Origin of the sequence: Streptomyces sp. NPDC046870 (assembly GCF_040704595.1) — a bacterium.
Taxonomy (GTDB): domain Bacteria; phylum Actinomycetota; class Actinomycetes; order Streptomycetales; family Streptomycetaceae; genus Streptomyces; species Streptomyces argyrophylli.
Genome location: NZ_JBEYXM010000003.1, coordinates 408,946 through 434,636, shown reverse-complemented (window position 1 = coordinate 434,636; position 25,691 = coordinate 408,946). Strand labels below are relative to the sequence as shown.

The window sequence follows — 25,691 nt, the reverse complement described above, 5'->3', positions numbered from 1 at the left end:
CCGCGTCGGCACCTGCCCAGGACTGGACCGGCCGACGACCGGGCCCCGGCAGGAGCCCGGTGCCGGCGAGCGGTCCGGGATCGGTCAGTGGCCGATCAGTCGGTGGCCGCCACCGCTTCCTCGACCGTGGTGTGAATCGGGAACACCTTGGTGAGGCCGGTGATGCGGAAGATCTTCAGAATGCGCTCCTGGTTGCAGACCAGACGCAGCGAGCCCTCGTGGGCACGAACCCTCTTCAGGCCGCCGACCAGCACGCCGAGCCCGGTGGAGTCGAGGAAGTCCACACCTTCCATGTCGACGACGAGGTGGAAATTCCCGTCGTTCACCAGCTCGACCAGCTGCTCGCGCAGCTTGGGCGCGGTATATACGTCGATTTCGCCACCGACCTCGACGACCGTACGATCGCCGACGGTACGGGTCGACAGGGACAGGTCCACGGATCCTCCAGCACCTTGCTATCGAGCGGTCGCCCCTCGGGCACCTCGCTTGCGGCCCCCGGGACGTTTCGCCAGCCGCGATGGCATTCAATCACTTACCGGCAGGCGTGCACGACGCCTTGGCTCCATTGTCCGTCACGCCAGTGACACACTCGGTGCCGATGGCCAAGAATCACCGATCCGATCGAACCCCGGCCCGCCCGGCCTCCCGCCCGTCTCCGAGCACGGTCCTGGACCGGCTCGCCTCCGGGCCGAGCCGGGCTGCGCGCATCACTCATACGGAGCACTTGCCCCCGCGCGCGGGCCGCCATGCCGTCTGGCCTGAGCGGATTCGGCCAGAGGTGATCGCGGCCGTCCAGGAGTGCGGCATCGAGCACCCCTGGGCGCACCAGGCGCTGGCCGCCGAGCACGCCCTGGACGGCGACTCGGTGGTCGTCGCCACCGGCACCGCCTCCGGCAAGTCCCTCGCCTACCTCGTGCCCGTCCTGTCCACCCTCCTGGACGGCGCGGAAGCCCCGAACGGCCGTGGTGCCACCGCTCTCTACCTGTCCCCCACCAAGGCGCTCGCGGCGGACCAGTGCAGGTCGGTGAAGGAACTTTCACAACCCCTCGGCACATCGGTACGGCCGGCCGTGTACGACGGCGACACCCCGTTCGAGGAACGGGAGTGGATCCGCCAGTACGCCAACTACGTCCTCACCAACCCGGACATGCTGCACCGCGGGATACTCCCCTCCCACCCGCGCTGGTCCTCCTTCCTGAAGTCGCTCAAGTACGTCGTCATCGACGAGTGCCACACCTACCGGGGCGTGTTCGGCTCGCACGTCGCCCAGGTGCTGCGCCGGCTGCGCCGCCTGTGCGCCCGCTACGGCTCCTTCCCCGTGTTCCTGCTGGCCTCGGCTACCGCCGCCGAGCCCGCGGTCGCCGCCCGGCGGCTGACCGGCCTGCCGGTCGTCGAGGTCGCCGACGACGCCTCCCCGCGCGGAGAGCTGGTTTTCGCCCTCTGGGAGCCGCCGCTCACCGAACTGCAGGGCGAGAAGGGCGCACCCGTTCGGCGTACCGCCACCGCCGAGACCGCCGACCTGCTCACCGACCTCACCGTGCAGGGCGTGCGCTCGGTCGCCTTCGTACGCTCCCGGCGCGGCGCCGAGCTGATCTCGGTGATCGCCCAGGAGAGGCTCGCCGAGGTCGACCGCTCCCTGGCCCGGCGTGTCGCGGCCTACCGCGGCGGCTACCTCCCCGAGGAGCGCCGCGCCCTGGAACGCGCCCTGCACTCCGGCGAACTCCTCGGGCTCGCCGCCACGACCGCCCTGGAGCTGGGCGTGGACGTCTCCGGCCTGGACGCCGTGGTGATCTCCGGCTACCCGGGCACCCGTGCCTCCCTGTGGCAGCAGGCCGGCCGCGCGGGCCGCTCCGGCCAGGGCGCCCTCGCGGTCCTCGTCGCCCGCGACGACCCGTTGGACACCTTCCTCGTCCATCACCCCGAGGCCCTGTTCGACCAGCCGGTGGAATCAACGGTCCTCGACCCCGACAACCCCTACGTCCTCGCCCCGCACCTGTGCGCCGCCGCCGCGGAGCTGCCGCTGACCGAGGAGGACCTGGACCTCTTCGGCCCGGCCTGCGCGGACGTGCTGCCGCAGCTGGAGGCCGCCAAGCTGCTCCGCCGGCGCACCAAGGCCTGGCACTGGACCCGCCGGGAGCGGGCCGCCGACCTCACCGACATCCGCGGCGCCGGCGGCCGTCCGGTGCAGGTCGTCGAGGCCGCCACGGGCCGTCTGCTCGGCACGGTCGACGCGGGCGCCGCGCACTCCACGGTTCACGAAGGCGCCGTCCACCTGCACCAGGGCCGCACCTACCTGGTGCGCTCCCTGGACCTGGAGGACTCCGTCGCCCTGGTCGAGCACGCGGACCCGCCGTACTCGACGGTCGCCCGCGACACCACGTCCATCTCCGTCCTGGAGACGGACACCGAGATCCCGTGGGGCGCCGGCCGCCTGTGCTACGGCTCGGTGGAGGTCACCAACCAGGTGGTCTCCTACCTGCGCCGACGCCTCATCACCGGCGAAGTGCTGGGCGAGACGAAACTCGACCTCCCTCCTCGTACGCTGCGCACACGTGCGGTGTGGTGGACGGTCACCGAGGACCAGTTGGACGAGGCCCGGATCACCCCGGAGATCCTCGGCGGCTCCCTGCACGCCGCCGAACACGCCTCCATCGGCATGCTGCCCCTCTTCGCGACCTGCGACCGCTGGGACATCGGCGGCGTCTCCGTGCCCCTGCACCCCGACACCCTGCTGCCCACGGTCTTCGTCTACGACGGCCACCCCGGCGGCGCCGGATTCGCCGAGCGCGCCTTCCACACCGCCCGCGCCTGGCTCACCGCCACCCGCGAGGCCATCGCCTCCTGCGAGTGCGAGGCCGGCTGCCCGTCCTGCATCCAGTCCCCCAAGTGCGGCAACGGCAACGACCCCCTGCACAAGAGGGGCGCGGTACGGCTGCTCACGGTGCTGCTGCGGGGGGCACCGGAGGGGGCGGATGCGGGTGCGGGTGCGGTCGAATCGGAGGAGGAGTAGGCGAAGGGGGCGGCTGGACGCCGGAAACCGAGGGCCCGTCCGGCACCCCGGGCGGCGGTACCGGGCCCGCCGGTCCCGCTCTCGCCCTGACCTCCGCCGTGAACGGCCCCCTTCCTGCGGCCGCCGTCACCTCGGAGGTGTCGCCCACGATCGCGCACCGCACCAGCCGTACTCCCTGGGCCGCCGCCAGCCGCCCGGCCCGCGCGCAGGCCGTCGGGCCGCCCTCGGCCCAGTGGTCCGCCGCCGCGAGCGCGGCCAGGTCGGCACCGCCGGCCGCCCGGTGCCGTACGACGACGGCCTGCCCGAGAGCGAGCACGGCGCCGAACACCGCACACAGCACGGCGATCGCCCCCAGGCTCCAGACCGTGGCGGAACCGCGGTCGGAGCCGGACAGCCGGCCTTGCCGCGCATGCTCACCGCACCGCGCCTCCCGTCGTCCGTCGGTACGGTCGGTACGCACTCGTCCGTCGCTCTGCCCACGCCGGCGTCTCATGGCCCCGCCTCCCTCGGTCCCACCGTGTCCTCGGCGAGGGCCACGGCCTCCTCCCGGACCTCGAACGGCAAACCGCTCAGCACCGGCGGCTTGGCCGCCACCGTCACCCGGACCCGGTCGCCCTCCCGCGCGACGGTCACCCGCGCTCCCCTCGGCGCCGCTTCCCGGGTCACCGTCACCACCGCATCGGACGGATCCTGCCGGGCGGCGGCCCGGGCACCCGCACGGGCCGCGTCCACGCACTCGATCTGCGCCGCCACCACGAGCAGCCCCCAGACCAGCGCCATCGTGAACGCCACCAGCACGGACAGCACCACGGCCGCCTCCGCGGTCACGAACCCACGGTCACCGCCTCGCTCACATCCGCGCACTGAGGGCCTTCTTAACGATGGCCTGCAGCTCCGCCTGGACCTGGCCGCTGGTGACGACCTTGTAGAGCAGCAAGGCGAACCCGACGGCCGCGATAATCCCCATGGCGTACTCGGACGTCACCATTCCGCCGTCCTGCCGGCAGGCTCCGCGCACCCGGACCGCCACTTTCCTGATCTTCTCGAACATTTCAACCCCCGTGAGATTCCTGGTCTTGTCGCTCGTTGTGTTCTGTCGTCGTCGTTCGTTGTCTGTGGTCGTTCGTTGTCTGTCGTCGTGCGTCGCTGTCGTCTGTCGTCGTCCGCCGGGCCTACCCGACGTCCGCGTGCCGGTCCGCTCTCATCGCCCTCACCTCCCTCCCATCACTCCGCCCGCCAGTCCGATCACGACCGGCAGCACACCGACCGCGACGAACGCGGGCAGGAAGCACAGGCCGACCGGGGCGGAGATCAGTACGCCCGCCCGGCGTGCCCGGGCCGTCGCCGTGCGGGCCCACTGCGCACGCGCGTCCGAGGCGAGCCGGGCGACCGGGCCGGCCGCAGGCAACCCGGACTCGTCGGCCCGCTCCAGCAACCGCGCCAGCGCACCGGCACCGGGCAACGCCGCCAAGTTCCGCCAGGCGTCCGCCGGTTCACCGCCGAGCCGGACCTCCGCCGCGCCCCGCGCCAGCGCCTGCCCGACGGGCCCGCCAAGGGCCTCCCCTACCGCCTGGGCGGCGACCACGGGGCCGGCACCGGCCGCGATACAGGCGGCCAGCAGATCGGCGGCGAGCGGAAGCTGGCGCGCGGCCCCGGCCGTGTCGACCGCCTCTTGCCGCCCCGCCGCCGCCTGACGACCCCGCCACCGCCACAGCACCGCACCCACGCCCAGCCCCAGCGCCGCACCGGTGACCCCGCCGACCAGCACCCACACACCGCACGCCGCACCGGCCGTCGAGACCCACCGCCGCCGAGCGAAGTCCGAAATCGTCAACCGGCCTGTCCGCTCGGGCACGTCGTAACCGAGCAGCTCGGCCACCCGGCGCCGCGCCCGGCGCCGTCGCCGCGCCAGCTCCAGCCACCGGACACCCCAGCCGAGGACCAGCACCACGACCACCGCCGTCCCCAGCCTGTGGATGACTTCCCCACTCACACCGCACGCCCCTTCCCCGCCATTCGGTCAATCGGCAATCACTCATTCGGCCACCGGGTCACCCGGTCACCCGCCCGGTTCGCCGCATACGCCCTGCGCACGTCACACGGCCTCCGCCCCTCGCACGATCCGCATCGCCCACCACAGCCCGGCCGTCTCGAACACCACGCCGGCCGTCAGGCAGCCGAGACCTGCGCCGCTGTGCAGCAGCACACGCAGCGGATCGGCGCCCATGCCCGTGCCGAGGAGCAGCCCGAGGGCGGGCAGCGCGGCGAGCAACACCGCGGTGGCCCGGGCTCCCGCCAACTGGGCGCTCACGTCGGATCGCTGATCCCGCTCCGCACGCAGGGCCGCGTCCAGCCGGTCCAGGCCGGTGGCGAGTCCGGCGCCCCGGTCCACGGCCACCCGCCAGCACGCGGCGAGCCCGAGCAGTCCCTCCGCCCCCGGCTGCCGAGCGGCCACGGCGAGCGCGCCGGGCACATCTCCGCCGAACCGTGCCGCGGCCACCACGGCGGCCTGCGCCTCGCCGAGCCCGCCGGAGTCCCGAGCGGCCCGCAACAGCGCCTCCCCCGGCTGCCGTCCCGCCCGCACCTCCCCGGCGAGCCCACCGCACAGGTCGATCACCGCGTCGGCCCGCCGCTCCCGGGCGCGCCGGGCCTGCCGGGCCAGCCTCGTCCGGCGCACCACGGGGACACCGGCGGCCCCCGCGACCACCGGGATCACCGAGGCACCCAGCAGGGCGATCCCCAGACCGGCGACGAGCGCCCACCACTCGGCTCCCCACCGGCCGCTCCGCCGCCGCAGCTCCGCGCGGAACTGCTCCCAGACCGGCGGCCCCGTCGTCACCACCCCGCCGCCGGCCAGCAGCAGCCGTGCCCGCCGCATCCCGTACCGCCGCCCGCCCAGCAGCCACACCAACGCGCCGAGACAGACCAGAGCGGCCCCCATGGACGCCTCACCCATCACTTCCGTCACCCCTTCCCTCACCGCCGGCCTCGGCCCACCCGCCGAACCCCGCCGACCGCCACTGACCACCGAAGGCACCGATCCGCCGGACCTCACTGATCCGCCACCGACCACCACACGCACCGAACCGCCGAGCCTCACCGACCTGACCACCACTGGTCCGCCGAACGAGCTGACCGGCCGGAAACCCCGCCCCGCCCCTCACTCGTCCCCCAGCTCCCCCGCGTCCCCCAGCAGTTGCCGCAACCGCCCCCACCCCCGCTCCCGCACGAACGCCCGCTCGCCCCAGCGCAGGGCCGGTACCGTCCGGACCAGGCCGGTGGTGTCCCGTTCCAGCACGTGCACCTCCGCGATCCGGCGCCGCCCGGACCGGTCCCGTACGAGGTGCACGACCACGGAGAGGGCCGCCGCCAACTGGCTGTGGAGCGCGGCCCGGTCCAGCCCGGCCGCCGTGGCCAGCGCCTCCAGCCGGGCCGGCACATCCGCCGCCGCGTTGGCGTGAACCGTGCAACAGCCGCCCTCATGGCCGGTGTTGAGGGCCGCGAGCAGATGCACGACCTCGGGGCCGCGCACCTCGCCGACGACCAGCCGGTCCGGCCGCATCCGCAGCGCCTGCCGTACCAGGTCCTCCAGGGTGACCAGGCCGGCGCCCTCCTGGTTGGCGGGCCGGGTCTCCAGCCGGACGACGTGCGGGTGGTCCGGCCTCAGCTCGGCCGAGTCCTCGGCGAGCACGATCCGCTCGCCGGGTCCGACGAGCCCGAGCAGCGCGCTGAGCAGGGTCGTCTTGCCGCATCCGGTGCCGCCGCTGACGAGGAAGGACAGCCGGGCGTCGAGCAGCGCCCTCAGGATCCGGTCTCCGCCCGGCGGCACGGTGCCGGCCGCGACGAGCTCGCCGAGGGTGAAGGCCCGCGGCCGTACCACCCGCAGGGCGAGGCAGGTACAGCCGACGGCGACCGGGGGCAGCACCGCGTGCAGCCGGGTACCGTCGGGCAGCCGGGCGTCCGCCCAGGGCCGGGCGTCGTCCAGCCGGCGTCCGGCCACGGCGGCCAGCCGCTGCGCGAGACGTCGTACGGCCGCCGCGTCGGGGAAGGTCACCGGGGTCAGCTCCAGGCCGCCGCCGCGGTCCACCCAGACCCGGTCCGGGGCGGAGACCAGGACGTCGGTGACGTCCGGGTCGGCGAGCAGGGGCTCCAGGGGGCCGGTGCCGACGAGTTCGGACCGCAGGTGCGCGGCCGCGCCGAGGACTTCGGCGTCACCGAGCACCCGGCCCTGTTCGCGCAGGGCCTGGGCCACACGCGCGGGCGTGGGTTCGGCGCCGCTCTCGGCGAGCCGGCGACGGACGCCGTCGAGCAGGGCCGCGCCGTCGGCCCGGTCGAGTCCCGGCAGCGTCATCGGACACCTCCCGTCTCGACCAGCGCGCGCTCCCAGAAGTGCGCGCAGAATCGGGCGAGTGGTCCGCGCCCGGTGGCGCCCGGCGGTTTCGTGCCGCCCCGCGGGCGCTGCAACGCCGGTTCGACGGGCACCTCGCCGGCCAGCGGCAGACCGAGCAGCCGGGCCACCTCGTGGTCGTCGAGGCCGGGAGCGTACGGCCCGCGGACCGCGACCCGCAGGTCCCGCACGACCATGCCGACGGCGGAGGCGACGCGGCCGGCGGCGGCGACGGCCCGCAGCTCGGCCGGGACGACGAGCAGGGCCATGTCGAGCTGGGCGAGGGCCTCGGCGACCCCGTCGTCGAGGCGTCGGGGCAGGTCGACGACGACCGTGCCGCCGCGCCGCCGGGCGGCTGCCAGCACCGCGCGGACCGCGGGGGGCGGAACGGCGACGCAGTCACCGCGGTCCCAGCTGAGCACGCGCAGGGAGTGCAGCTCGGGCAGCGACTCCTCCAGGGCGCCGCCGCCGACCCGGCCCCGGGAGGCGGCGAAGGCGGGCCAGCGCAGCCCTTCGGCGCTCTCGCCGCCGAGGAGTACGTCGAGTCCGCCGCCCAGCGGATCGGCGTCCACGAGGAGGGTGCGCAGTCCCTCACGCGCGGAGGTGACGGCGAGCGCGCAGGCCAGCGTGGACGCGCCGGCCCCGCCGCGACCACCGATCACCCCGACGGTGAGGGCCGGGCGGCCGATGCCCTCGGCCACGTCGGCGATGCGGTCGACCAGCCACGGTTCACCGTCGGGCAGCATCAGGACGTGGTCGGCGCCGATCTGGACGGCTCGTTTCCACACCCCCGGGTCGTCCTGGTCGCGGCCCACCAGCACCACCCCCGGCCGGCGCGCCACGCCGCGCATCCGGTGGGCGGCGTCGTCGCCGACGAGTACCAGCGGGGCGGCCGTCCAGCCGTCGCCGGATTCCGGTACGCCGTGGTGGACCTCGGGCGTGGCGCCCGCCGCCGCGCACAGACGCAGCAGATCGTCCAGGAGGACGGCGTCCTCGGTGAGGATGAGCGGCCGTCCGGGCCGCTCTGCGGGGCCGGGCGGCGGGTCGTGGGTGACGGTTCCGGTCACGGGTGTTCCCCCTTCGCTGGGCGGGCCGCGCAGCCCCTGCGGCCACGCGATTCCCGAAGATGTGAAGAACCGGCAAGCGGCCTCCATATGAACGGCCGATAGGAACCGGCCATACGCGCTCCGGCAATGGGACCCGGTCATGAACTCGCCTCGGCCGGAGTGCGCTGGAATCACGGTGCAGTGATCCGCGAAATAATGTGGATCTTGGTCGATAACTGTGGACAACCCGGACCCTGTGAATAACTCCGTCACCCATACCGGTGACCCCCGTGCCAGCGCGTGTGCGATATCCACAGTGCAGTCTGACGATTACCCTCAGTCACCGATCATGGGCATGCCGAATGACGGCCGCCAGCGGGGCACTGTCGGCCTCACGACGGTGTGAAGGCAGGGAGCGGAGGGAGAAAACCCATCCGGACATGCGACGACCCCCGCCGGGGGGGAGAGCGGGGGTCGTCCCCACGGCCGACTCGGGGGGGGAGGAGTCGGGCCGGGTTAGCACGGTCGCGAACGATCCGTGACTTCCATGGTGTACCCGAGAGCCCTCTCAGGCAAACCCACGCGCCCTACCTTACGCCGAATGGTGGGCGCCTATGCTCAGGGACGTGGAAAACCACTCCTTGCCTCGCGCAGCGGCCTTCTTTGACCTGGACAAGACGGTCATTGCGAAGTCCAGCACGCTCACCTTCAGCAAGTCCTTCTACCAAGGCGGGCTGATCAACCGCAGGGCCGCGCTGCGTACCGCATATGCGCAGTTCGTCTTCCTGGCCGGCGGTCTGGACCACGACCAGATGGAGCGCATGCGCGAGTATCTCTCCGCGCTGTGCCGCGGCTGGAACGTCCAGCAGGTGCGGGAGATCGTCGCCGAGACCCTGCACGAGCTGATCGACCCGATCATCTACGACGAGGCCGCCTCCCTCATCGAGCAGCACCACGCGGCCGGCCGGGACGTGGTGATCGTGTCCACCTCGGGCGCCGAGGTGGTCGAGCCGGTCGGGGAACTGCTCGGCGCGGACCGGGTGGTGGCCACCCGCATGGTCGTCGGTGAGGACGGCTGCTTCACCGGAGAGGTGGAGTACTACGCCTACGGCCCGACGAAGGCCGAGGCCATCAGGGAGCTGGCCGCGTCCGAGGGCTACGAGCTCGACCGCTGCTACGCCTACAGCGACTCGGCGACCGACCTGCCGATGCTCCAGGCCGTCGGGCACCCGCACGCGGTGAACCCGGACCGCGCACTGCGCCGCGAGGCGTTCGCGCGCGGCTGGCCGATCCTGGAGTTCCGGCACCCGGTCCGCCTGAAGAAACGGCTGCCCGCGTTCTCCGTACCGGCCCGCCCGGCGCTGGTCGCCGTGGCGGCCATAGGCGCGGCGGCGGCGACCGCAGGCCTCGTCTGGTACACGAACCGGCGCCGCGGCACCGCCTGAGCAAGCGCCCGTTTCACCCCTGTTTGAACCTGAAAGTAAAGAAGTGCAGGTTGGGGTTCCGCTTCCTCCCGGCTCGCGGTACAAAGAACGTAGGCCCGCGAGACCAAAGGACATCCGCGAGGATCCCCTACCACTACGCATTGGCCCCACGGACCCAGCATGAACACCGGGCACCCACGCGACGTCGACCCGTCGATTACGGGCCAGCCGCACCAGGTGACGGGCAAAGATCCCGACCTGATGGGCGACATATCGAGGACGCTTGGTAACCCGGTGATCATGCCAGCGGCGGTACGAGCACTCGTACCGCCGCAACCCTTTCCGGGACGCCCCGCCGTCCGGGATTCCCGTAGCCCCAGCCCCGCCCGTCCCGCGCGAGGCTTCGTCCGGCCCCCTCAGGCGGCGCCGCGCTGCAGCGCCTCGCACACCGCCGTCGACTCGCGTACGCCCAGTTCGACCGCCCGGCCGCAGTGGGCGATCCAGGCCGCCATGCCCTCGGGGGTGCCGGAGACGTATCCGTCCAGAGCGGCCAGGTAGGAGGCGCGCCCCAGTTCGGCGTGGCCCACCTCCGCCGGGCAGACCGCCTTCGGGTCCAGTCCGCTGCCGATCAGCACGATCCGCTCGGCCGCCCGCGCGACCAGGCCGTTGTGGGAGGTGAAGGGGCGCAGTGCGAGCAGCTCGCCGTGCACCACGGCCGCCGTGACCAACGCGGGCGCGGAGGTCCCCGCGATGATCAGGTCCGCCAGCCCCTCCAGCCGGCCCGAGACCTCCCCGGCGTCCGGCAGCGGCAGCTCGACCAGTGGCTCGTCGACCGGCTCACCGGCCAGGCGCGGCCTGCCGACCTGGTCCTCACCGCTCGCCGCGGCCACCAGGTGCAGCCGGGCCAGCACCCGCAGGGGCGACTGACGCCAGATGGACAGCAGCTGCCCCGCCTCCGCCGTGAGCCGCAGGGCCGCGCCCATGACGCGGGCCTCGGCGTCGACGCCGAAGTCGGTGCGCCGGCGCACCTCCTCCAGGGCCCAGTCCGCGCCGGACAGCGCCGCCGAGCCCCGGGCGCCGCGCAGAGCCGCCTCGGAGGTGATCTCGTTGCTGCGACGTCGCATGATCCGATGGCCGTAGACCCGGTCCACGGCCTTGCGCACGGACTCAACGGAGTCGGCCACACCGGGCAGCGAGCCCAGGGCCGCGAGCGGATCGGCGGTCGCGCCTGTCGTACTCATGAGTACGACACTACGCACCCCGTCGGCCCACCCCACGAAGGAGTGGTCTTCTTCACTGCACCTGACACATACAGCTATCTGCCGACTACCCTTGGTGAACATGAAAATTGCTTTCGTCGGGAAGGGCGGCAGCGGCAAGACCACGCTCTCCTCCCTCTTCATCCGCCATCTCGTCGCCTCCGGCGCCCCGGTGGTCGCCATCGACGCGGACATCAACCAGCACCTCGGCCCCGCGCTCGGCCTCGGCGAGGAGGAGGCGGCGGCGCTGCCCGCCATGGGCGAACAGCTCACGCTGATCAAGGACTACCTGCGCGGCACCAACCCGCGCATCACCTCGGCCGCGACGATGATCAAGACGACCCCGCCCGGCGAGGGCTCGCGGCTGGTCGGGGTGCGCGAGCCCAACCCGGTCTACGACGCCTGCGCGCGTCCGGTGGAACTCGACGGCGGCGCCGCCCGTTTGATGGTCACAGGCCCCTTCACGGACGCCGACCTGGGGGTCGCCTGCTACCACTCCAAGACGGGAGCGGTGGAGCTGTTCCTGAACCACCTCGTCGACGGCCCCGGCGAGTACGTCGTGGTCGACATGACGGCCGGTTCGGACTCCTTCGCCTCCGGCATGTTCACCCGCTTCGACATGACGTTCCTCGTCGCCGAGCCGACCCGGAAGGGGGTCTCCGTCTACCGCCAGTACAAGGAGTACGCCCGCGACTTCGGCGTGGCCCTCAAGGTCGTCGGCAACAAGATCCAGGACCCGGACGACCTCGACTTCCTGCGCGAAGAGGTCGGGGACGACCTGCTCGTGACGGTCGGCCGCTCGGACTGGGTGCGCGCCATGGAGAAGGGCCGCCCGCCCCGGTTCGCCGTCCTTGAGGAGGCCAACGCCCGCGCCCTCGACGTGCTCAAGGCCACCGTCGACGCCACCTACGAGCAGCGCGACTGGGAGCGCTACACCCGCCAGATGGTGCACTTCCACCTGAAGAACGCCGAGTCCTGGGGCAACGAGCGCACCGGGGCCGACCTGGCGGCGCAGGTCGACCCCCACTTCGTGCTCGGCGAGAGCGTTGCGGCGCCGGCCTGACGTCTACCGCTCCTCCGCCGGCGCCCCGGGCACGCCCTTGGGCGCGGGGGCCGGGTGGCCGGACAGGAAGGACGCCCAGCCCTGCCGGGGGGCCTCGCCCACCTTCAGGGTGCGCAGCTTCGCCAGGGTCCCCGGGTCCTGGGCGTCCAGCCAGTCGGCCAGCTGGTGGAAGGAGACACAGCGCACCTCGGGCTTGGTGCACACCGCCTTCACCACGTCCTCCACGGCGCGCATGTAGGTGCCGCCGTTCCAGGACTCGAAGTGGTTCCCGATGATCAGGGGCGCGCGGTTGCCGTCGTAGGCGCGGTAGAAGCCCTGGATGAGTCCGTCGCGCATCTGGGCGCCCCAGTAGTCGAACTTGTCGGGGTCGCCCTGTGTCTTGGTGCCGGACTGGTTGACCATGAAGTTGTAGTCCATGGTCAGCTGCTCATAGTTGTGGCCGGGGAAGGGCACCAGCTGCATCGACAGGTCCCACAGGCCCTCCTTCTTCTTGGGCCAGAGCTGGTTGTCGACTCCGCTGGAGTCGTAGCGGAAGCCCAGCTGGCGGGCGGCCTTGACGAAGTTCTTCCGGCCTTCCAGGCAGGGGGTGCGGGCGCCGATCAGCTCCTTGTCGTAGTCGAAGGGCAGCGGGGCCGTCCGCTTCATGCCGGTGTTGGTCCGCCATGACTTCACGAAGTTCTTGGCCTGGGCGATCTCGCTCTTCCACTCCTCCACCGACCAGGTGCCGACCCCGCCGTCGGGCCCGCAGAAGTGGCCGTTGAAGTGGGTGCCGATCTCGTTGCCCTCCAGCCAGGCCAGCCGCACCTGCTTGAGGGTGTCGGTGATGCCCTGCTCGTCGTTGAAGCCGATGTCGGAGCGGCCCGGCGAGTGCTGCGGGGGCTTGTACAGCTCGCGCTTCTCCTCCGGCAGGAGGTACACGCCGCTGAGGAAGTACGTCATGGTCGCGTTGTTCTCCTTCGCGACCTCGCGGAAGTGAGAGAACAGCTTCTGGCTGTCCTCGCCCGCGCCGTCCCAGGAGAACACCACGAACTGCGGGGGCCTCTGACCGGGGCTCAGCCGTTCGGGCCGGGGCAGGTGCGGCTGGGATCCGGTGTAGGCGGTGGAACCGTCGCCGATCAGCCGGAGCACGCTGCCGGGCGCCGGCGCCCCCTGCCCCGGGCCGGGCGCCCCTTCCTTGGTGCCGCTGGAGCCGGTCGCGCAACCGACGAACGACGCCGTACAGGCCGCGGCGACCATGGCGCCGACGGCGATCCTCTGGGTGGCGGCCATGTTCCGCCCACCTTCTTCCTTCTCTCAGGCACACGCTGACGAGGGCCGTTTTCGAGTGATGCGCCGGGTTCGCACCGGCAGCGCCGCCAAGGTCGCACGGGACTAAGAAGGAATTAGTACGACAAGCCGATCAAATGATTAATTCACTCAAGTGGTCGATCTTCCACCCCATTTGCCTCATAAAGCTATGCTTTGGCTTTACTTGGCATTACGGTTCTTTTACCGAGCGTTGATCCATCCCGCCGCTGCACGCCGTGACCCACGGCCGCGACCGAGCCCGCCCATCGCCGCGGCTCCCACCCAGTCCGCGACCGCGCCGCCCCGGAGGAGACGGGAACATGTCCGCCTGCGCACCCCCTCACACCCAGCAGCCCCACCCCCCGCACGACCCCGCACCGACCCGCCGACGCTTCCGCGTCGAGGGCGCCGATCTGTCGGCGGCCGTCGCGGTCTTCCTGATCGCCCTGCCGCTCTCCCTCGGCATCGCCCTGGCCACCGGCGCCCCGCTCCAGGCCGGACTCGTCGCCGCCGCGGTCGGCGGGATCGTCGTCGGGCGGCTGGGCGGCTGCCCCCTCCAGGTCAGCGGGCCCGCCGCCGGACTCACCGTGGTCACCGCCGACCTGATCCACCATTACGGCTGGCGGGCCACCTGCGGCATCACCGTTCTCGCGGGTCTCGCCCAACTCGGCCTCGGCTGCCTGCGGGTGGCGCGCGGCGCGCTCGCGGTCAGCCCGGCCGTGGTGCACGGCATGCTGGCCGGCATCGGCATCACCATCGCCGTCGCCCAGCTGCACATCGTCCTCGGCGGCAACCCGGACAGCTCCGTCCTCGCCAACCTGCGCCAGCTGCCCGCCCAGTTGGCCGGTCTGCACCCGGCCGCCGTGTCGATGAGCGCGCTGACCCTGGCCCTGCTGCTGGCGTGGCCCCGCCTGCCCGGCCGCGCCGGCCGGCTGCTGCGCAGGGTGCCGGCCCCCCTCGTCGCCGTCACCGGAGCCGCCGCGACCGCCGCCCTCACGGGACTGAGCCTTCCCCGGGTCGGACTGCCGTCCTGGCACAGCCACGCCCTGGCGGGACTGCCCGAGGGCCCCGCGCTCGGCCTGGTGGCCGCGGTGCTCACCACCACCCTGGTGTGCAGCGTGCAGTCGCTGCTGGGCGCGGTCGCCGTGGACAAGCTGGTCGCCGCCCGCACCGGGCCGCAGTCCCGCATCGGCCGCTCCGACCTGGACCGGGAGCTGCTCGGCCAGGGCGCCGCCAACATCGTCTCCGGAGCCCTCGGCGGACTGCCCATCGCGGGGGTGGCGGTACGCAGTACGGCGAACGTGAAATCAGGTGCCGTCAGCCGGAACTCCACGATGGTGCACGGCGTTCTCGTAGTAGTCGCCGCGCTGCTGATGGTCCCGGTCCTGGAGGAGATCCCCCTCGCCTCCCTCGCCGCCCTGGTGATGGCCGTCGGCATCCAGATGGTGTCCCTGCACCACATCCGCACGGTGACGCGCCACCGCGAAGTGCCGGTCTACGCCGCGACCACACTCGGCGTGGTGGTCCTCGGTGTCCTCCAGGGCGTGTTCCTCGGGGTCGCCGTGGCGGTCGCCGTCGCCCTGCACCGCCTCGCCCGCACCCGCATCACCCACCACGAGAAGGAAGGAGTCCACCACGTACGCGTCCGGGGCCAGCTGACCTTCCTCGCGGTGCCCCGGCTCAGCAGAACCCTGCACCTCGTGCCCCAGGGCGCCCACGCCGTCGTGGAGTTGGACGGTTCGTTCATGGACCACGCGGCGTACGAGTCGCTGCAGGACTGGCGCACCTCCCACACCGCGCGGGGAGGCACGGCCGAGCTGTCGGGCCGGCGCGACGGAATCCGGACCGCCGAGCAGGCCCCGGCCACCGAGTGCCGGTGCCGCCCCTGGACCCCCTGGCGCAACCACCAGGCCTGCTTCGCCGCGACCGCCGCCCCGGCGGGCCAGGGGGCCGGCCGGGAACTGGCCCGTGGCATCAGCTCGTTCCAGCGGAACACCGCGCCGCTGGTGCGGGAGGAGCTGGCGCGGCTCGCCCGGGAGGGCCAGCAGCCCTCCCAGCTCTTCCTGACCTGCGCCGATTCCCGGCTCGTCACGTCGATGATCACCGCCAGTGGTCCCGGCGACCTGTTCGTCGTCCGCAACGTCGGCAACCTGGTGCCGCCGCCGGGCGAGGAGCACGGCGACGACTCGGTGGCCGCCGCCATCGAGTACGCGGTGGACGTGCTCGGGGTGCGTTCGATCACGGTGTGCGGGCACTCCGGGTGCGGGGCGATGCAGGCACTGCTGGCCTCGGGGGCCGGCCGGGAGGAGGGCAGCACCCCGCTCCAGCGGTGGCTGCGGCACGGGCTGCCGAGCCTGGCTCGGACGGCCGGTGATCACCCCGGGCGGCCCCGGCTGGCCGGGCGGGAGCCCGCGGACGCGGTGGAGCTGCTGTGCCTGGCCAACGTGATGCAGCAGTTGGCGCATCTGAGGGCGCACGGGCCGGTGGCCCGGGCGCTGGCCGAGGGGGCACTGGAGCTGCACGGCATGTATTTCCACGTGGGCGAGGCGCAGGCGTACCTGCTCGCGGGGACGGGTGAAAGAGCGGTGTTCGAGGACGTCACGGGAGGCATCGGGGGAGGTGAGGAGGCACGCGAAGCGGTGCGGGTCACGAGCGGCGAACAGGTCTAAACCAATTTTCCGGTCGACCCTTGTCATCGGACCCCGGGTCTGATGAGCTGTGGCCTGGGACACAACGGACACCCTTCGAAAGGGAGATGTCGTGAGCAACGAGAGCCTGGCCAACCTGCTCAAGGAAGAACGCAGGTTCGCGCCGCCCGCCGACCTGGCAGCGCACGCCAACGTCACCGCGGAGGCGTATGAACAGGCCAAGGCTGACAGGCTCGGCTTCTGGGCCGAGCAGGCCCGCCGGCTGACCTGGGCCAAGGAACCGACCGAGACGCTGGACTGGTCGAACCCGCCGTTCGCGAAGTGGTTCAAGGACGGCGAGCTGAACGTCGCCTACAACTGTGTGGACCGGCATGTGGAGGCCGGGCACGGGGACCGCGTCGCCATCCACTTCGAGGGTGAGCCCGGCGACAGCCGGGCGATCACCTACGCGGAGCTGAAGGACGAGGTCTCCAGGGCCGCGAACGCCCTGCTGGAGCTGGGCGTGCGCAAGGGCGACCGCGTCGCCATCTACATGCCGATGATCCCGGAGACCGCGATCGCGATGCTGGCCTCGGCCCGGATCGGCGCCGCCCACTCGGTCGTCTTCGGCGGCTTCTCGGCGGACGCGCTCGCGACCCGGATCAGGGACGCGGACGCCAAGGTGGTCATCACCGCCGACGGCGGCTACCGGCGCGGCAAGCCGTCCGCGCTCAAGCCGGCCGTGGACGAGGCGATCGGCAAGGTGGACAACGTCGAGCACGTCCTCGTGGTCCGCCGCACCGGCCAGGAGGTGGCCTGGACCGAGGGCCGGGACCTGTGGTGGGACGACGTCGTCGCCCGCCAGCCGGCCGAGCACACCCCGGAGGCGTTCGACGCGGAGCACCCGCTGTTCATCCTCTACACCTCCGGCACGACGGGGAAGCCGAAGGGCATCCTGCACACCTCCGGCGGCTACCTCACCCAGGCGGCCTACACCCACTGGGCGGTCTTCGACCTGAAGCCGGAGACGGACGTGTACTGGTGCACGGCCGACGTCGGCTGGGTGACCGGGCACTCGTACATCGTGTACGGCCCGCTGGCCAACGGTGCGACGCAGGTGATGTACGAGGGCACGCCGGACACCCCGCACCAGGGCCGGTTCTGGGAGATCGTGCAGAAGTACAAGGTCACGATCCTCTACACGGCGCCGACCGCGATCCGGACGTTCATGAAGTGGGGCGACGACATCCCCGCCAAGTTCGACCTGTCCTCCCTGCGGATCCTCGGCTCGGTGGGCGAGCCCATCAACCCCGAGGCCTGGGTCTGGTACCGCAAGCACATCGGCGCCGACCGGACGCCGGTCGTGGACACCTGGTGGCAGACCGAGACCGGCGCCATGATGATCTCGCCGCTGCCCGGAGTCACCGAGGCCAAGCCCGGTTCGGCGCAGCGTCCCCTGCCCGGCATCAGCGCGACCGTCGTCGACGACGAGGCGAACGAGGTGCCCGACGGCGGCGGCGGCTACCTGGTGCTGACCGAGCCGTGGCCGTCGATGCTGCGCACCATCTGGGGCGACGACCAGCGGTTCATCGACACCTACTGGTCCCGCTTCGAGGGCAGGTACTTCGCCGGTGACGGCGCGAAGAAGGACGACGACGGGGACATCTGGCTGCTGGGCCGGGTGGACGACGTGATGCTCGTCTCCGGGCACAACATCTCCACCACCGAGGTGGAGTCGGCGCTCGTCTCGCACCCGTCGGTGGCCGAGGCCGCCGTCGTGGGCGCCGCGGACGAGACCACCGGCCAGGCCATCGTCGCCTTCGTCATCCTGCGCGGCACGGCCTCGGAGAACGAGGCGCTCCTCGGGGAGCTGCGCGACCACGTCGGCGCGACGCTCGGCCCGATCGCCAAGCCCAAGCGGATCCTGCCGGTGGCGGACCTGCCCAAGACCCGCTCCGGCAAGATCATGCGCCGTCTGCTGCGGGACGTCGCCGAGAACCGCCAGCTCGGGGACGTGACCACGCTGACGGACTCCACCGTCATGGACCTCATCCAGGCCAAGCTGCCCGCATCGCCCAGCGAGGACTGAGCGGACCGCGGGTCTGAGCGGGACCAGAGGACTGAGCGGCACCCCGAGGGGCACCCGGGCGGCGAACGTGCCGGGTGCCCCTCGGGCGTCCACAGTGAAGATCAGCGGACACCGGGCCCGGGCGTACGGCACTTTAGGTAAAGTAAACAAAGTGCCGTACGGAACGGCACTCCAGGTGCGCCGGGAAGTCTGGTCGGCATGTGAGTCCCGCCTGCCCCGGAGGTCCCCCCGTGACCGCGCCACCCACCCGCCCCCGCACCACCTCCCGCAAGGTCCTCGGCCGCCTGTCGCTTCCCGAGCGCGCCTTCGTCGCGGACGCGCTGCGCACCGAGACCGTCGGCGGTGTGCTGCTGCTCCTCGCCGCCGTGGCCGCGCTGGTCTGGGCGAACGTCCCCGGCATCCGCCACGGCTACGAGACGGCCGGCGACTTCCACGCCGGCCCCGCAGCCCTCGGCCTGCACCTCTCCGTCGCCCACTGGGCCGCCGACGGCCTGCTCGCCGTGTTCTTCTTCGTCGCCGGCATCGAGCTCAAGCGCGAGCTGGTCGCCGGTGACCTGCGCGATCCCCGGGCCGCCGTGCTGCCCGTGGTGGCGGCGCTGTGCGGGATGGCCGTACCGGCACTCGTGTACACCCTCACCAACGTCGCCGGGCACGGCTCCACGCAGGGCTGGGCGGTGCCCACCGCCACCGACATCGCCTTCGCGCTCGCCGTCCTCGCGGTCATCGGCACCTCACTGCCCAGCGCCCTGCGTGCCTTCCTGCTCACCCTCGCGGTGGTCGACGACCTCTTCGCCATCCTGGTCATCGCGGTCTTCTTCACCGACCGGCTGGACTTCGCCGCCCTCGGCGGGGCCGTCGCCGGCCTCGCGCTCTTCTGGCTGCTGCTGCGCAAGGGCGTGCGCGGCTGGTACGTGTACGTGCCGCTCGGGGTCGTCGTCTGGGCGCTGATGTACCACAGCGGCGTGCACGCCACGATCGCCGGCGTGGCGATGGGCCTGATGCTGCGCTGCACCACCCGCGAGGGTGAGGAGTGCTCTCCGGCCGAGCGCATCGAGCATCTGGTGCGGCCCCTGTCCGCCGGGCTCGCCGTACCGCTGTTCGCGCTGTTCAGTGCCGGTGTGTCGATATCCGGCGGGGCGCTCGGGGACGTGTTCACGCGGCCCGAGACGCTCGGCGTGGTGCTCGGCCTGGTCGTGGGCAAGACGATCGGCGTCTTCGGCGGCGCCTGGCTGACCGTCCGCTTCACCCGCGCGCAGCTCGGCGAGGGCCTGGCGTGGGCCGACGTCTTCGCGGTGGCGACGCTCGCCGGGATCGGGTTCACGGTCTCGCTGCTCATCGGCGAGCTGGCCTTCGAGGGCGACGCCGTACTGACCGACGAGGTGAAGGCGGCCGTGCTGACCGGGTCGCTGATCGCGGCGTCGTGCGCCACCGTGCTGCTGAAGCTGCGCAACACCAAGTACCGCCGGATGTGCGAGGAGGAGGAGCGCGACGAGGACCTCGACGGCATCCCGGACGTCTACGAGCAGGACGACCCGGCGTACCACCTCCGGATGGCCGAGATCCACGAGCGCAAGGCCGCCGAACACCGCCGGCTGGCCGCCGAGGCCCGCCACAAGCTTCAGGAAGTGCCGGGCGGGGCAGGCGAGGAGGACGGCCGTCCGGCATGATCTGACGAGACGGTACAAATCAAGACGGTACGCAAGACCCACGAGAGACCTCTGAGGGAGAACGCGATGAGCGCACCCGACGGCAGCCCGGTCGGCGCCGAACGCAGCATCGGCCAGCTGTTCGCCTCGGCGACGACCGAATTGTCGGCGCTGGTGCACGACGAGATCGCGCTGGCCAAGGCCCAGCTCAAGCAGGACGTGAAGCGCGGTGCGGTCAGCGGCGGCGCCTTCTCGATGGCGGGCGCGGTCCTGGTGTTCTCCCTGCCGATGCTCAACTTCGCCCTGGCCTACGGCATCCGGACCTGGAGCCACTGGAACCTGGCGATCTGCTTCGTGCTCTCCTTCGCGGCCAACGTGCTGGTCGCCGGCCTCCTCGCGCTCATCGGCACGGTGTTCGCGAAGAAGGCCAAGAGGGGTCAGGGCCCGCAGAAGGTGGCGGCCTCGATGAAGCAGTCGGCGGGCGTCCTGCAGAACGCCAAGCCGCACCCGCGTCCGGAGCTGCCCGAGGACCGGGCTCCCGCGGCCATCGAGGCTGTGGCACGCTCGTCGTCATGACGGACCCCGCCGCTCCCTCGGCCGTACGGATCGAAGGTCCCTGGAGCCACAGGGACGTCGCCGCGAACGGCGCACGCTTCCACATCGCCGAACTCGGCGACGGCCCGCTGGTCCTGCTCCTGCACGGCTTCCCGCAGTTCTGGTGGACGTGGCGGCATCAGCTGACCGCGCTCGCGGAGGCGGGCTACCGGGCGGTGGCGATGGACCTGCGGGGCGTCGGCGGCAGCGACCGCACGCCCCGCGGTTACGACCCCGCCAACCTCGCGCTGGACGTCACGGGGGTGATCCGGTCCCTCGGCGAGCCGGACGCCGCGCTGGTCGGCCACGACCTCGGCGGCTATCTGGCGTGGACGGCGGCGGCCATGCGGCCCAAGCTCGTACGGCGCCTGGCGGTGGCGTCCATGCCGCATCCGCGGCGCTGGCGCGCGGCGATGCTGCGTGACGCCCGGCAGACGGCCGCCAACTCCTACATCTGGGGCTTCCAGCGGCCCTGGATCCCCGAGCGCCAACTGACCGCCGACGAGGGCGCGCTGGCGGGCCGGCTGATCCGGGACTGGTCCGGGCCGAGGCCGCCGGAGGACGCGGCCGTGGAGACGTACCGGCGGGCGATGTGCATCCCGTCCACCGCGCACTGCGCGATCGAGCCGTACCGCTGGCTGGTGCGTTCGCTGGCCCGGCCGGACGGCGTGCAGTTCTACCGCCGGATGAAACGGCCCGTACGGGTGCCGACGCTGCACCTGCACGGCTCGCTGGACCCGGTCACCCGGACGCGCAGCGCGGCCGGTTCGGGCGAGTACGTCGAAGCGCCCTACCGTTGGCGGCTGTTCGACGGGCTCGGGCACTTCCCGCACGAGGAGGACCCGGCGGCGTTCTCCACCGAACTGATCAACTGGCTCAAGGATCCCGAGCCGGACCGATGAGGCGTCAGACGCCCGTCCGGTGACCGTGCGGTGAAGGTTCGATGCGTGGAGTATCCGATTTCCTGAACAGTTGTCCCCCGAACGGCCACATGCCCGCCGCATAGGCCAATTGGGGGGCGTGCAGGCGGTTATCGACCTTGGGGCGGGGGCACACGTCGGGGTATGGGCTGGACGCACGACTACAGTGACGCACCCCGCAACCGCCGCTCGGCCACGGGCCTGAGCACGCCTCAGCGAGGCACCCCGCAACTCGCGGAAGCGGACCTGCGGGTGGGGATCCCACGCATCCTGCGCCGCCGGGCCCGCTGGGTCTCGGTGCGCCTGCGTCACCCGCGGGGCTGAACGCGCCGCGTCGCCCTACAGGGCGCAGCTGTCCGTACCCACCTGTTCGTTCGCCGTACGCCCCCGCTCGATGTCGGCCCGGATCTCGTCCGCCGTCAGGGCGTAGCCGGTGTCCGCGTCGTCGAGGGACTTGGCGAACACCACGCCGTACACCTTGCCGTCCGGGGTGAGCAGGGGGCCGCCGGAGTTGCCCTGACGGACGGTGGCGTAGAGGGAGTAGACGTCGCGGCGGACCGTACCGCGATGGTAGATGTCGGGGCCGTTGGCCGTGATGCGCCCGCGCACGCGCGCGGCACGCACGTCGTACGAGCCGTTCTCCGGGAAGCCCGCGACGATCGCGCCGTCGCCCCAGGTCGCGTCCCGCGAGGTGAACCGCAGGGCGGTCGCCTTCAGGTCCGGTACGTCGAGGACGGCGATGTCGCGCTTCCAGTCGTACAGGACGACCTTCGCGTCGTACCTGCGGCCCTGCCCGCCTATCTGCACGCGCGGCGCGTCGACCCCGCCGACGACGTGCGCGTTGGTCATCACGCGGCGGTCGGCGAAGACGAACCCGCTGCCCTCCAGGACCTTGCCGCAGCTCTGGGCGGTGCCGGTGACCTTGACGATGGAACGCTGGGCGTGGAAGGCGACCGGGCTGCTCTCCAGGGCCGGGTCGGGCGGCTGTACGTCCTTGATCGGCTCGTTGGAAAACGGGCTGAAGACCTGCGGGAAGCCGTTCTGCGCGAGCACGGAGGAGAAGTCCGCGAACCAGGTGTCGGCCTGCGCGGGCAGCGCCCGGGAGACCCCCAGGAGCACTCTGGAGCCGCGCACCTCCCTGCCGAGCGTCGGCAGCGTCGTACCGGCCAGGGCCGAGCCGATCAGCCAGGCGACCAGGAGCATCGCGACGACGTTGACGAGGGCGCCGCCGGTGGCGTCCAGGGCGCGCGCCGGGGACCAGGTGATGTGCCGGCGCAGCTTGTTGCCCAGGTGGGTGGTCAGGGCCTGGCCCACGGAGGCACAGACGATCACGACGACCACGGCGACGACGGCGGCGGTGGTGCCGACCTCCGCCTTGCCGGTCACGGCGTCCCAGATGACGGGCAGCGTGTACACGGCGACCAGGCCGCCGCCCAGGAACCCGATCACCGACAGGATGCCGACGACGAAGCCCTGGCGGTAGCCCACCACCGCGAACCACACGGCCGCGACCAGCAGCAGGATGTCCAGCACGTTCACGGGGATCACCCTGTCATGCGTGCCAGTCGAGCGGGACCTGCTTGCCGCGGTCCCAGGGGCGCTCCCAGCCCGCGAAGTGCAGCAGGCGGTCGATCACGCCCGCCGTGAAGCCCCACACCAGGGCCGATTCGACCAGGAATGCCGGGCCGCTGTGGCCACGGGGGTGGACGGCGGTGGCGCGGTGGGCGGGGTCCGTGAGATCCGCCACGGGGACGGTGAAGACCCGCGCGGTCTCGTTCGGGTCGACGACGCCGACCGGGCTGGGCTCGCGCCACCAGCCCAGCACGGGGGTGACGACGAAGCCGCTGACCGGGATGTACAGCCTCGGCAGCACGCCGAAGAGCTGCACGCCGGACGGATCGAGCCCGGTCTCCTCCTCGGCCTCGCGCAGCGCGGCCCGCAAGGGCCCGTCGCCTTGCGGATCACCGTCCTCCGGATCGAGCGCGCCGCCCGGGAACGACGGCTGCCCGGCGTGGGAGCGCAGCGAGCCCGCGCGCTCCATGAGCAGCAGCTCCGGGCCGCGCTCCCCCTCGCCGAACAGGATCAGCACGGCCGACTGCCGCCCCGAGCCGTTCTCCGGCGGCAGGAAGCGGCTCAGCTGGAGCGGCTGGATCGTCTCGGCGGCGCGCACCACGGGCTCCAGCCAGTCCGGCAGCCCTTCCGTGCTGAGCGTCACCGGACCGCCCTGTGTGTCACTGGCCCTCGTCATCGCCACCCCCGTCGCTCCGCCCTCTCCAACGCCGAGGGCCCCCGGTTCGTTCCGTCACGCGGCCCCCAGCGGCGGCGCCGGTCTGCCGCCGGCGTCGAGGTAGGCCTGCGGGGGCTTGAGCCGCTGCCCCGGGAAGCCGCCCTTCTCGTACTTCAGCAGCTTCTTCGCCTTCTCCGGGTCGGTCTCGCCCTCCCCGTAGGCCGGGCAGAGCGGAGCGATCGGGCAGGCGCCGCAGGCGGGCTTGCGGGCGTGGCAGATACGGCGGCCGTGCCAGATCACGTGGTGGGACAGGTCGGTCCAGTCGCTCTTCGGGAAGAGCGCGCCGACGGCGGCCTCGATCTTGTCGGGGTCGGTCTCGTCGGTCCACCGCCAGCGCCGGACCAGCCGCTGGAAGTGGGTGTCCACGGTGATCCCGGGCCGGCCGAAGGCGTTGCCGAGGACGACGAAGGCGGTCTTGCGGCCCACGCCGGGCAGTGTGACCAGCTCCTCCAGCCTGCCGGGCACCTCGCCGCCGAAGGTCTCGACGAGCGCCTTGGAGAGCCCTATGACCGACTTGGTCTTGGCGCGGAAGAAGCCGCAGGGGCGCAGGATCTCCTCGACCTCCTCCGGGTTGGCGGCGGCGAGGTCCTCGGGGGTGGGGTACCTGGCGAAGAGCGCCGGGGTGGTCTGGTTGACGCGCAGGTCGGTGGTCTGGGCCGACAGCACGGTGGCGACCAGCAGCTGGAAGGGGTTCTCGAAGTCCAGTTCCGGGTGGGCGTAGGGGTACACCTCGGCCAGCTCGCGGTTGATCCGGCGGGCGCGGCGGACCAGGGCGGTGGGGGACTCGCCGGACGGGGGCGCCACGGCGGTCTTCCTGACGGGGGCATCCTCCCCGGCGGGCTTCCCGACGGACGCGGCCTCCTTCACGGCAGCGGCCTTCTTCAGGGCCGGGGTCTTCCTGCCGGCCGCGGTCTTCTTGGCGGCAGCGGTCTTCTTCGCCGCGGAGGTCTTCTTCGCCACAGCCTTCTTCGCCACTGGGGCCTTCTCGGCAGCGCTCTTCTTCACGACAGCGGCGACCTTTTTAGCCGATTTGCCTGTTTTATTACTTCCACCGGGATCCTGTTCGCCCACAGCGGAATCATGACGCGCAACCACCCGCCCAGCCCCCTTGCCCTGTGCTCTCACCGGCGATTTGGACACCCGGCCAGCCTAAAGCCCGGCACCGACATCCGCGCCGGAGCCCGCTGAGCGGCCCCCGATCGGACCCCTGACGCTTACCCCGGGACACCTGTGCGGCATCCTTGTGACAGATCACACTGTTCGGACCGTCCGGCAAAATGGGGAACACGGTCCCCTGGCACACGGGGGAGCAAGATCCCCTGAGCAGGTCGACAAGGAGAGAACTCGTGGACGACGTTCTGCGGCGCAACCCGCTCTTCGCGGCTCTCGACGACGAGCAGGCCGCGGAGCTTCGCGCCTCCATGAGTGAGGTGACCCTCGCACGCGGCGACTCCCTGTTCCACGAGGGTGACCCGGGGGACCGGCTGTACGTCGTCACCGAGGGCAAGGTCAAGCTGCACCGGACCTCCCCCGACGGCCGCGAGAACATGCTCGCCGTCGTGGGCCCCGGCGAGCTGATCGGCGAGCTGTCGCTGTTCGACCCGGGCCCCCGCACGGCCACCGCCACCGCGCTGACCGAGGTCAAGCTGCTCGGTCTCGGCCACGGTGACCTCCAGCCCTGGCTGAACGCCCGGCCCGAGGTCGCCGGCGCCCTGCTGCGCGCCGTCGCCCGCCGCCTGCGCAAGACCAACGACGCCATGTCCGACCTGGTCTTCTCGGACGTCCCCGGCCGCGTGGCGCGCGCCCTGCTGGACCTCTCCCGCCGCTTCGGCGTGCAGTCCGAGGAGGGCATCCACGTCGTCCACGACCTCACCCAGGAGGAGCTGGCCCAGCTGGTCGGCGCCTCCCGCGAGACCGTGAACAAGGCGCTGGCGGACTTCGCCCAGCGCGGCTGGCTCCGCCTGGAGGCGCGGGCCGTGATCCTGCTGGACGTGGAGAGGCTGGCGAAGCGGTCGCGCTGACGCGGGACCCGGCCGCCGGAAAAACCTGCTG

The 25,691-nt window shown here is 72.3% G+C and carries 23 protein-coding genes; 10 read left to right on the top strand and 13 right to left on the bottom strand.

What is annotated here, in order from left to right:
• Window positions 1–95 precede the first annotated feature (95 nt).
• A complete protein-coding gene (gene bldG, locus AB0946_RS10510; protein WP_014674042.1) occupies window positions 96–437 on the bottom strand; it encodes an anti-sigma factor antagonist BldG in 342 nt (113 codons plus the stop codon).
• Window positions 438–517: 80 nt separating this feature from the next.
• Here bldG and AB0946_RS10505 point away from each other — a divergent pair, with 80 nt between their 5' ends.
• Entirely contained in the window at window positions 518–3,010 is a 2,493-nt protein-coding gene (locus AB0946_RS10505; protein WP_366760170.1) for a DEAD/DEAH box helicase, read from the top strand.
• Here the strand turns inward: AB0946_RS10505 and AB0946_RS10500 are convergent.
• The 7 genes from AB0946_RS10500 to ssd all read right to left on the bottom strand — a co-directional run bounded on the left by AB0946_RS10500 (window position 2,937) and on the right by ssd (window position 8,464).
• Complete coding sequence (locus AB0946_RS10500; RefSeq protein WP_366760286.1) at window positions 2,937–3,404, bottom strand: Rv3654c family TadE-like protein; 468 nt, start codon at window positions 3,402–3,404, stop codon at window positions 2,937–2,939. The genes AB0946_RS10505 and AB0946_RS10500 overlap by 74 nt on opposite strands.
• Before the next feature lie 95 nt (window positions 3,405–3,499).
• On the bottom strand, window positions 3,500–3,838 hold the full coding sequence (locus AB0946_RS10495) for a TadE family type IV pilus minor pilin (protein WP_366760169.1): 339 nt from the start codon (window positions 3,836–3,838) through the stop codon (window positions 3,500–3,502).
• Window positions 3,839–3,860: 22 nt separating this feature from the next.
• The gene (locus tag AB0946_RS10490) at window positions 3,861–4,061 is read right to left on the bottom strand and encodes a DUF4244 domain-containing protein (RefSeq protein WP_366760168.1); all 201 of its coding nucleotides are present in this window, start codon (window positions 4,059–4,061) and stop codon (window positions 3,861–3,863) included.
• 159 nt (window positions 4,062–4,220) lie between these two features.
• The gene (locus AB0946_RS10485) at window positions 4,221–5,003 is read right to left on the bottom strand and encodes a type II secretion system F family protein (RefSeq protein WP_366760167.1); all 783 of its coding nucleotides are present in this window, start codon (window positions 5,001–5,003) and stop codon (window positions 4,221–4,223) included.
• Between the two features lie 102 nt (window positions 5,004–5,105).
• Complete coding sequence (locus AB0946_RS10480; RefSeq protein ID WP_366760165.1) at window positions 5,106–5,966, bottom strand: type II secretion system F family protein; 861 nt, start codon at window positions 5,964–5,966, stop codon at window positions 5,106–5,108.
• 204 nt (window positions 5,967–6,170) lie between these two features.
• Complete coding sequence (locus AB0946_RS10475) at window positions 6,171–7,361, bottom strand: TadA family conjugal transfer-associated ATPase (protein ID WP_366760163.1); 1,191 nt, start codon at window positions 7,359–7,361, stop codon at window positions 6,171–6,173.
• A complete protein-coding gene (ssd, locus tag AB0946_RS10470) occupies window positions 7,358–8,464 on the bottom strand; it encodes a septum site-determining protein Ssd (RefSeq protein ID WP_366760162.1) in 1,107 nt (368 codons plus the stop codon). Before ssd ends, AB0946_RS10475 begins: the two co-directional genes overlap by 4 nt.
• Before the next feature lie 593 nt (window positions 8,465–9,057).
• Between ssd and AB0946_RS10465 the strand changes: the two genes are divergently transcribed.
• Window positions 9,058–9,888, top strand: a complete 831-nt coding sequence (locus tag AB0946_RS10465; RefSeq protein WP_366760161.1) for an HAD-IB family hydrolase — start codon at window positions 9,058–9,060, stop codon at window positions 9,886–9,888.
• Window positions 9,889–10,283: 395 nt separating this feature from the next.
• Here the strand turns inward: AB0946_RS10465 and AB0946_RS10460 are convergent, their stop codons facing one another.
• Window positions 10,284–11,108, bottom strand: a complete 825-nt coding sequence (locus AB0946_RS10460; RefSeq protein ID WP_366760160.1) for an oxidoreductase — start codon at window positions 11,106–11,108, stop codon at window positions 10,284–10,286.
• A 100-nt stretch (window positions 11,109–11,208) separates the two neighbouring features.
• On the opposite strand from AB0946_RS10460, the gene AB0946_RS10455 reads away from it, so the two are divergent.
• Window positions 11,209–12,189, top strand: coding sequence for an ATP-binding protein (locus AB0946_RS10455; protein ID WP_366760159.1), 981 nt, complete (start codon window positions 11,209–11,211; stop codon window positions 12,187–12,189).
• 3 nt (window positions 12,190–12,192) lie between these two features.
• On the opposite strand, the gene AB0946_RS10450 is transcribed toward AB0946_RS10455, so the two are convergent.
• Window positions 12,193–13,458: a hypothetical protein gene (locus tag AB0946_RS10450; protein ID WP_366760158.1), complete on the bottom strand. Its 1,266-nt coding sequence runs from the start codon at window positions 13,456–13,458 to the stop codon at window positions 12,193–12,195.
• Window positions 13,459–13,796: 338 nt separating this feature from the next.
• On the opposite strand from AB0946_RS10450, the gene AB0946_RS10445 reads away from it, so the two are divergent.
• From AB0946_RS10445 to AB0946_RS10420, 6 genes are all read left to right on the top strand, one after another.
• A complete protein-coding gene (locus tag AB0946_RS10445; protein WP_366760157.1) occupies window positions 13,797–16,145 on the top strand; it encodes a SulP family inorganic anion transporter in 2,349 nt (782 codons plus the stop codon).
• 91 nt (window positions 16,146–16,236) lie between these two features.
• Window positions 16,237–18,192, top strand: coding sequence for an acetate--CoA ligase (acs, locus tag AB0946_RS10440; protein WP_366760156.1), 1,956 nt, complete (start codon window positions 16,237–16,239; stop codon window positions 18,190–18,192).
• 230 nt (window positions 18,193–18,422) lie between these two features.
• Entirely contained in the window at window positions 18,423–19,859 is a 1,437-nt protein-coding gene (gene nhaA, locus AB0946_RS10435; RefSeq protein WP_366760155.1) for a Na+/H+ antiporter NhaA, read from the top strand.
• 66 nt (window positions 19,860–19,925) lie between these two features.
• The gene (locus tag AB0946_RS10430) at window positions 19,926–20,414 is read left to right on the top strand and encodes a phage holin family protein (RefSeq protein ID WP_366760154.1); all 489 of its coding nucleotides are present in this window, start codon (window positions 19,926–19,928) and stop codon (window positions 20,412–20,414) included.
• Window positions 20,411–21,334: an alpha/beta hydrolase gene (locus AB0946_RS10425; protein WP_366760153.1), complete on the top strand. Its 924-nt coding sequence runs from the start codon at window positions 20,411–20,413 to the stop codon at window positions 21,332–21,334. Before AB0946_RS10430 ends, AB0946_RS10425 begins: the two co-directional genes overlap by 4 nt.
• A 162-nt stretch (window positions 21,335–21,496) precedes the next feature.
• Window positions 21,497–21,676, top strand: coding sequence for a hypothetical protein (locus AB0946_RS10420; RefSeq protein WP_078629584.1), 180 nt, complete (start codon window positions 21,497–21,499; stop codon window positions 21,674–21,676).
• 15 nt (window positions 21,677–21,691) lie between these two features.
• Here the strand turns inward: AB0946_RS10420 and AB0946_RS10415 are convergent, their stop codons facing one another.
• Genes AB0946_RS10415 through nth form a run of 3 tightly spaced genes read right to left on the bottom strand, consistent with a single transcriptional unit; the run spans window position 21,692 to window position 24,644 of the window.
• Entirely contained in the window at window positions 21,692–22,891 is a 1,200-nt protein-coding gene (locus tag AB0946_RS10415) for a MarP family serine protease (protein WP_366760152.1), read from the bottom strand.
• 13 nt (window positions 22,892–22,904) lie between these two features.
• Window positions 22,905–23,600, bottom strand: coding sequence for a CoA pyrophosphatase (locus tag AB0946_RS10410; RefSeq protein WP_366760151.1), 696 nt, complete (start codon window positions 23,598–23,600; stop codon window positions 22,905–22,907).
• A 54-nt stretch (window positions 23,601–23,654) separates the two neighbouring features.
• A complete protein-coding gene (nth, locus tag AB0946_RS10405) occupies window positions 23,655–24,644 on the bottom strand; it encodes an endonuclease III (RefSeq protein WP_366760150.1) in 990 nt (329 codons plus the stop codon).
• A gap of 341 nt (window positions 24,645–24,985) precedes the next feature.
• Between nth and AB0946_RS10400 the strand changes: the two genes are divergently transcribed.
• Window positions 24,986–25,660, top strand: a complete 675-nt coding sequence (locus tag AB0946_RS10400) for a Crp/Fnr family transcriptional regulator (protein WP_014674022.1) — start codon at window positions 24,986–24,988, stop codon at window positions 25,658–25,660.
• The last annotated feature ends 31 nt before the right edge of the window (window positions 25,661–25,691 follow it).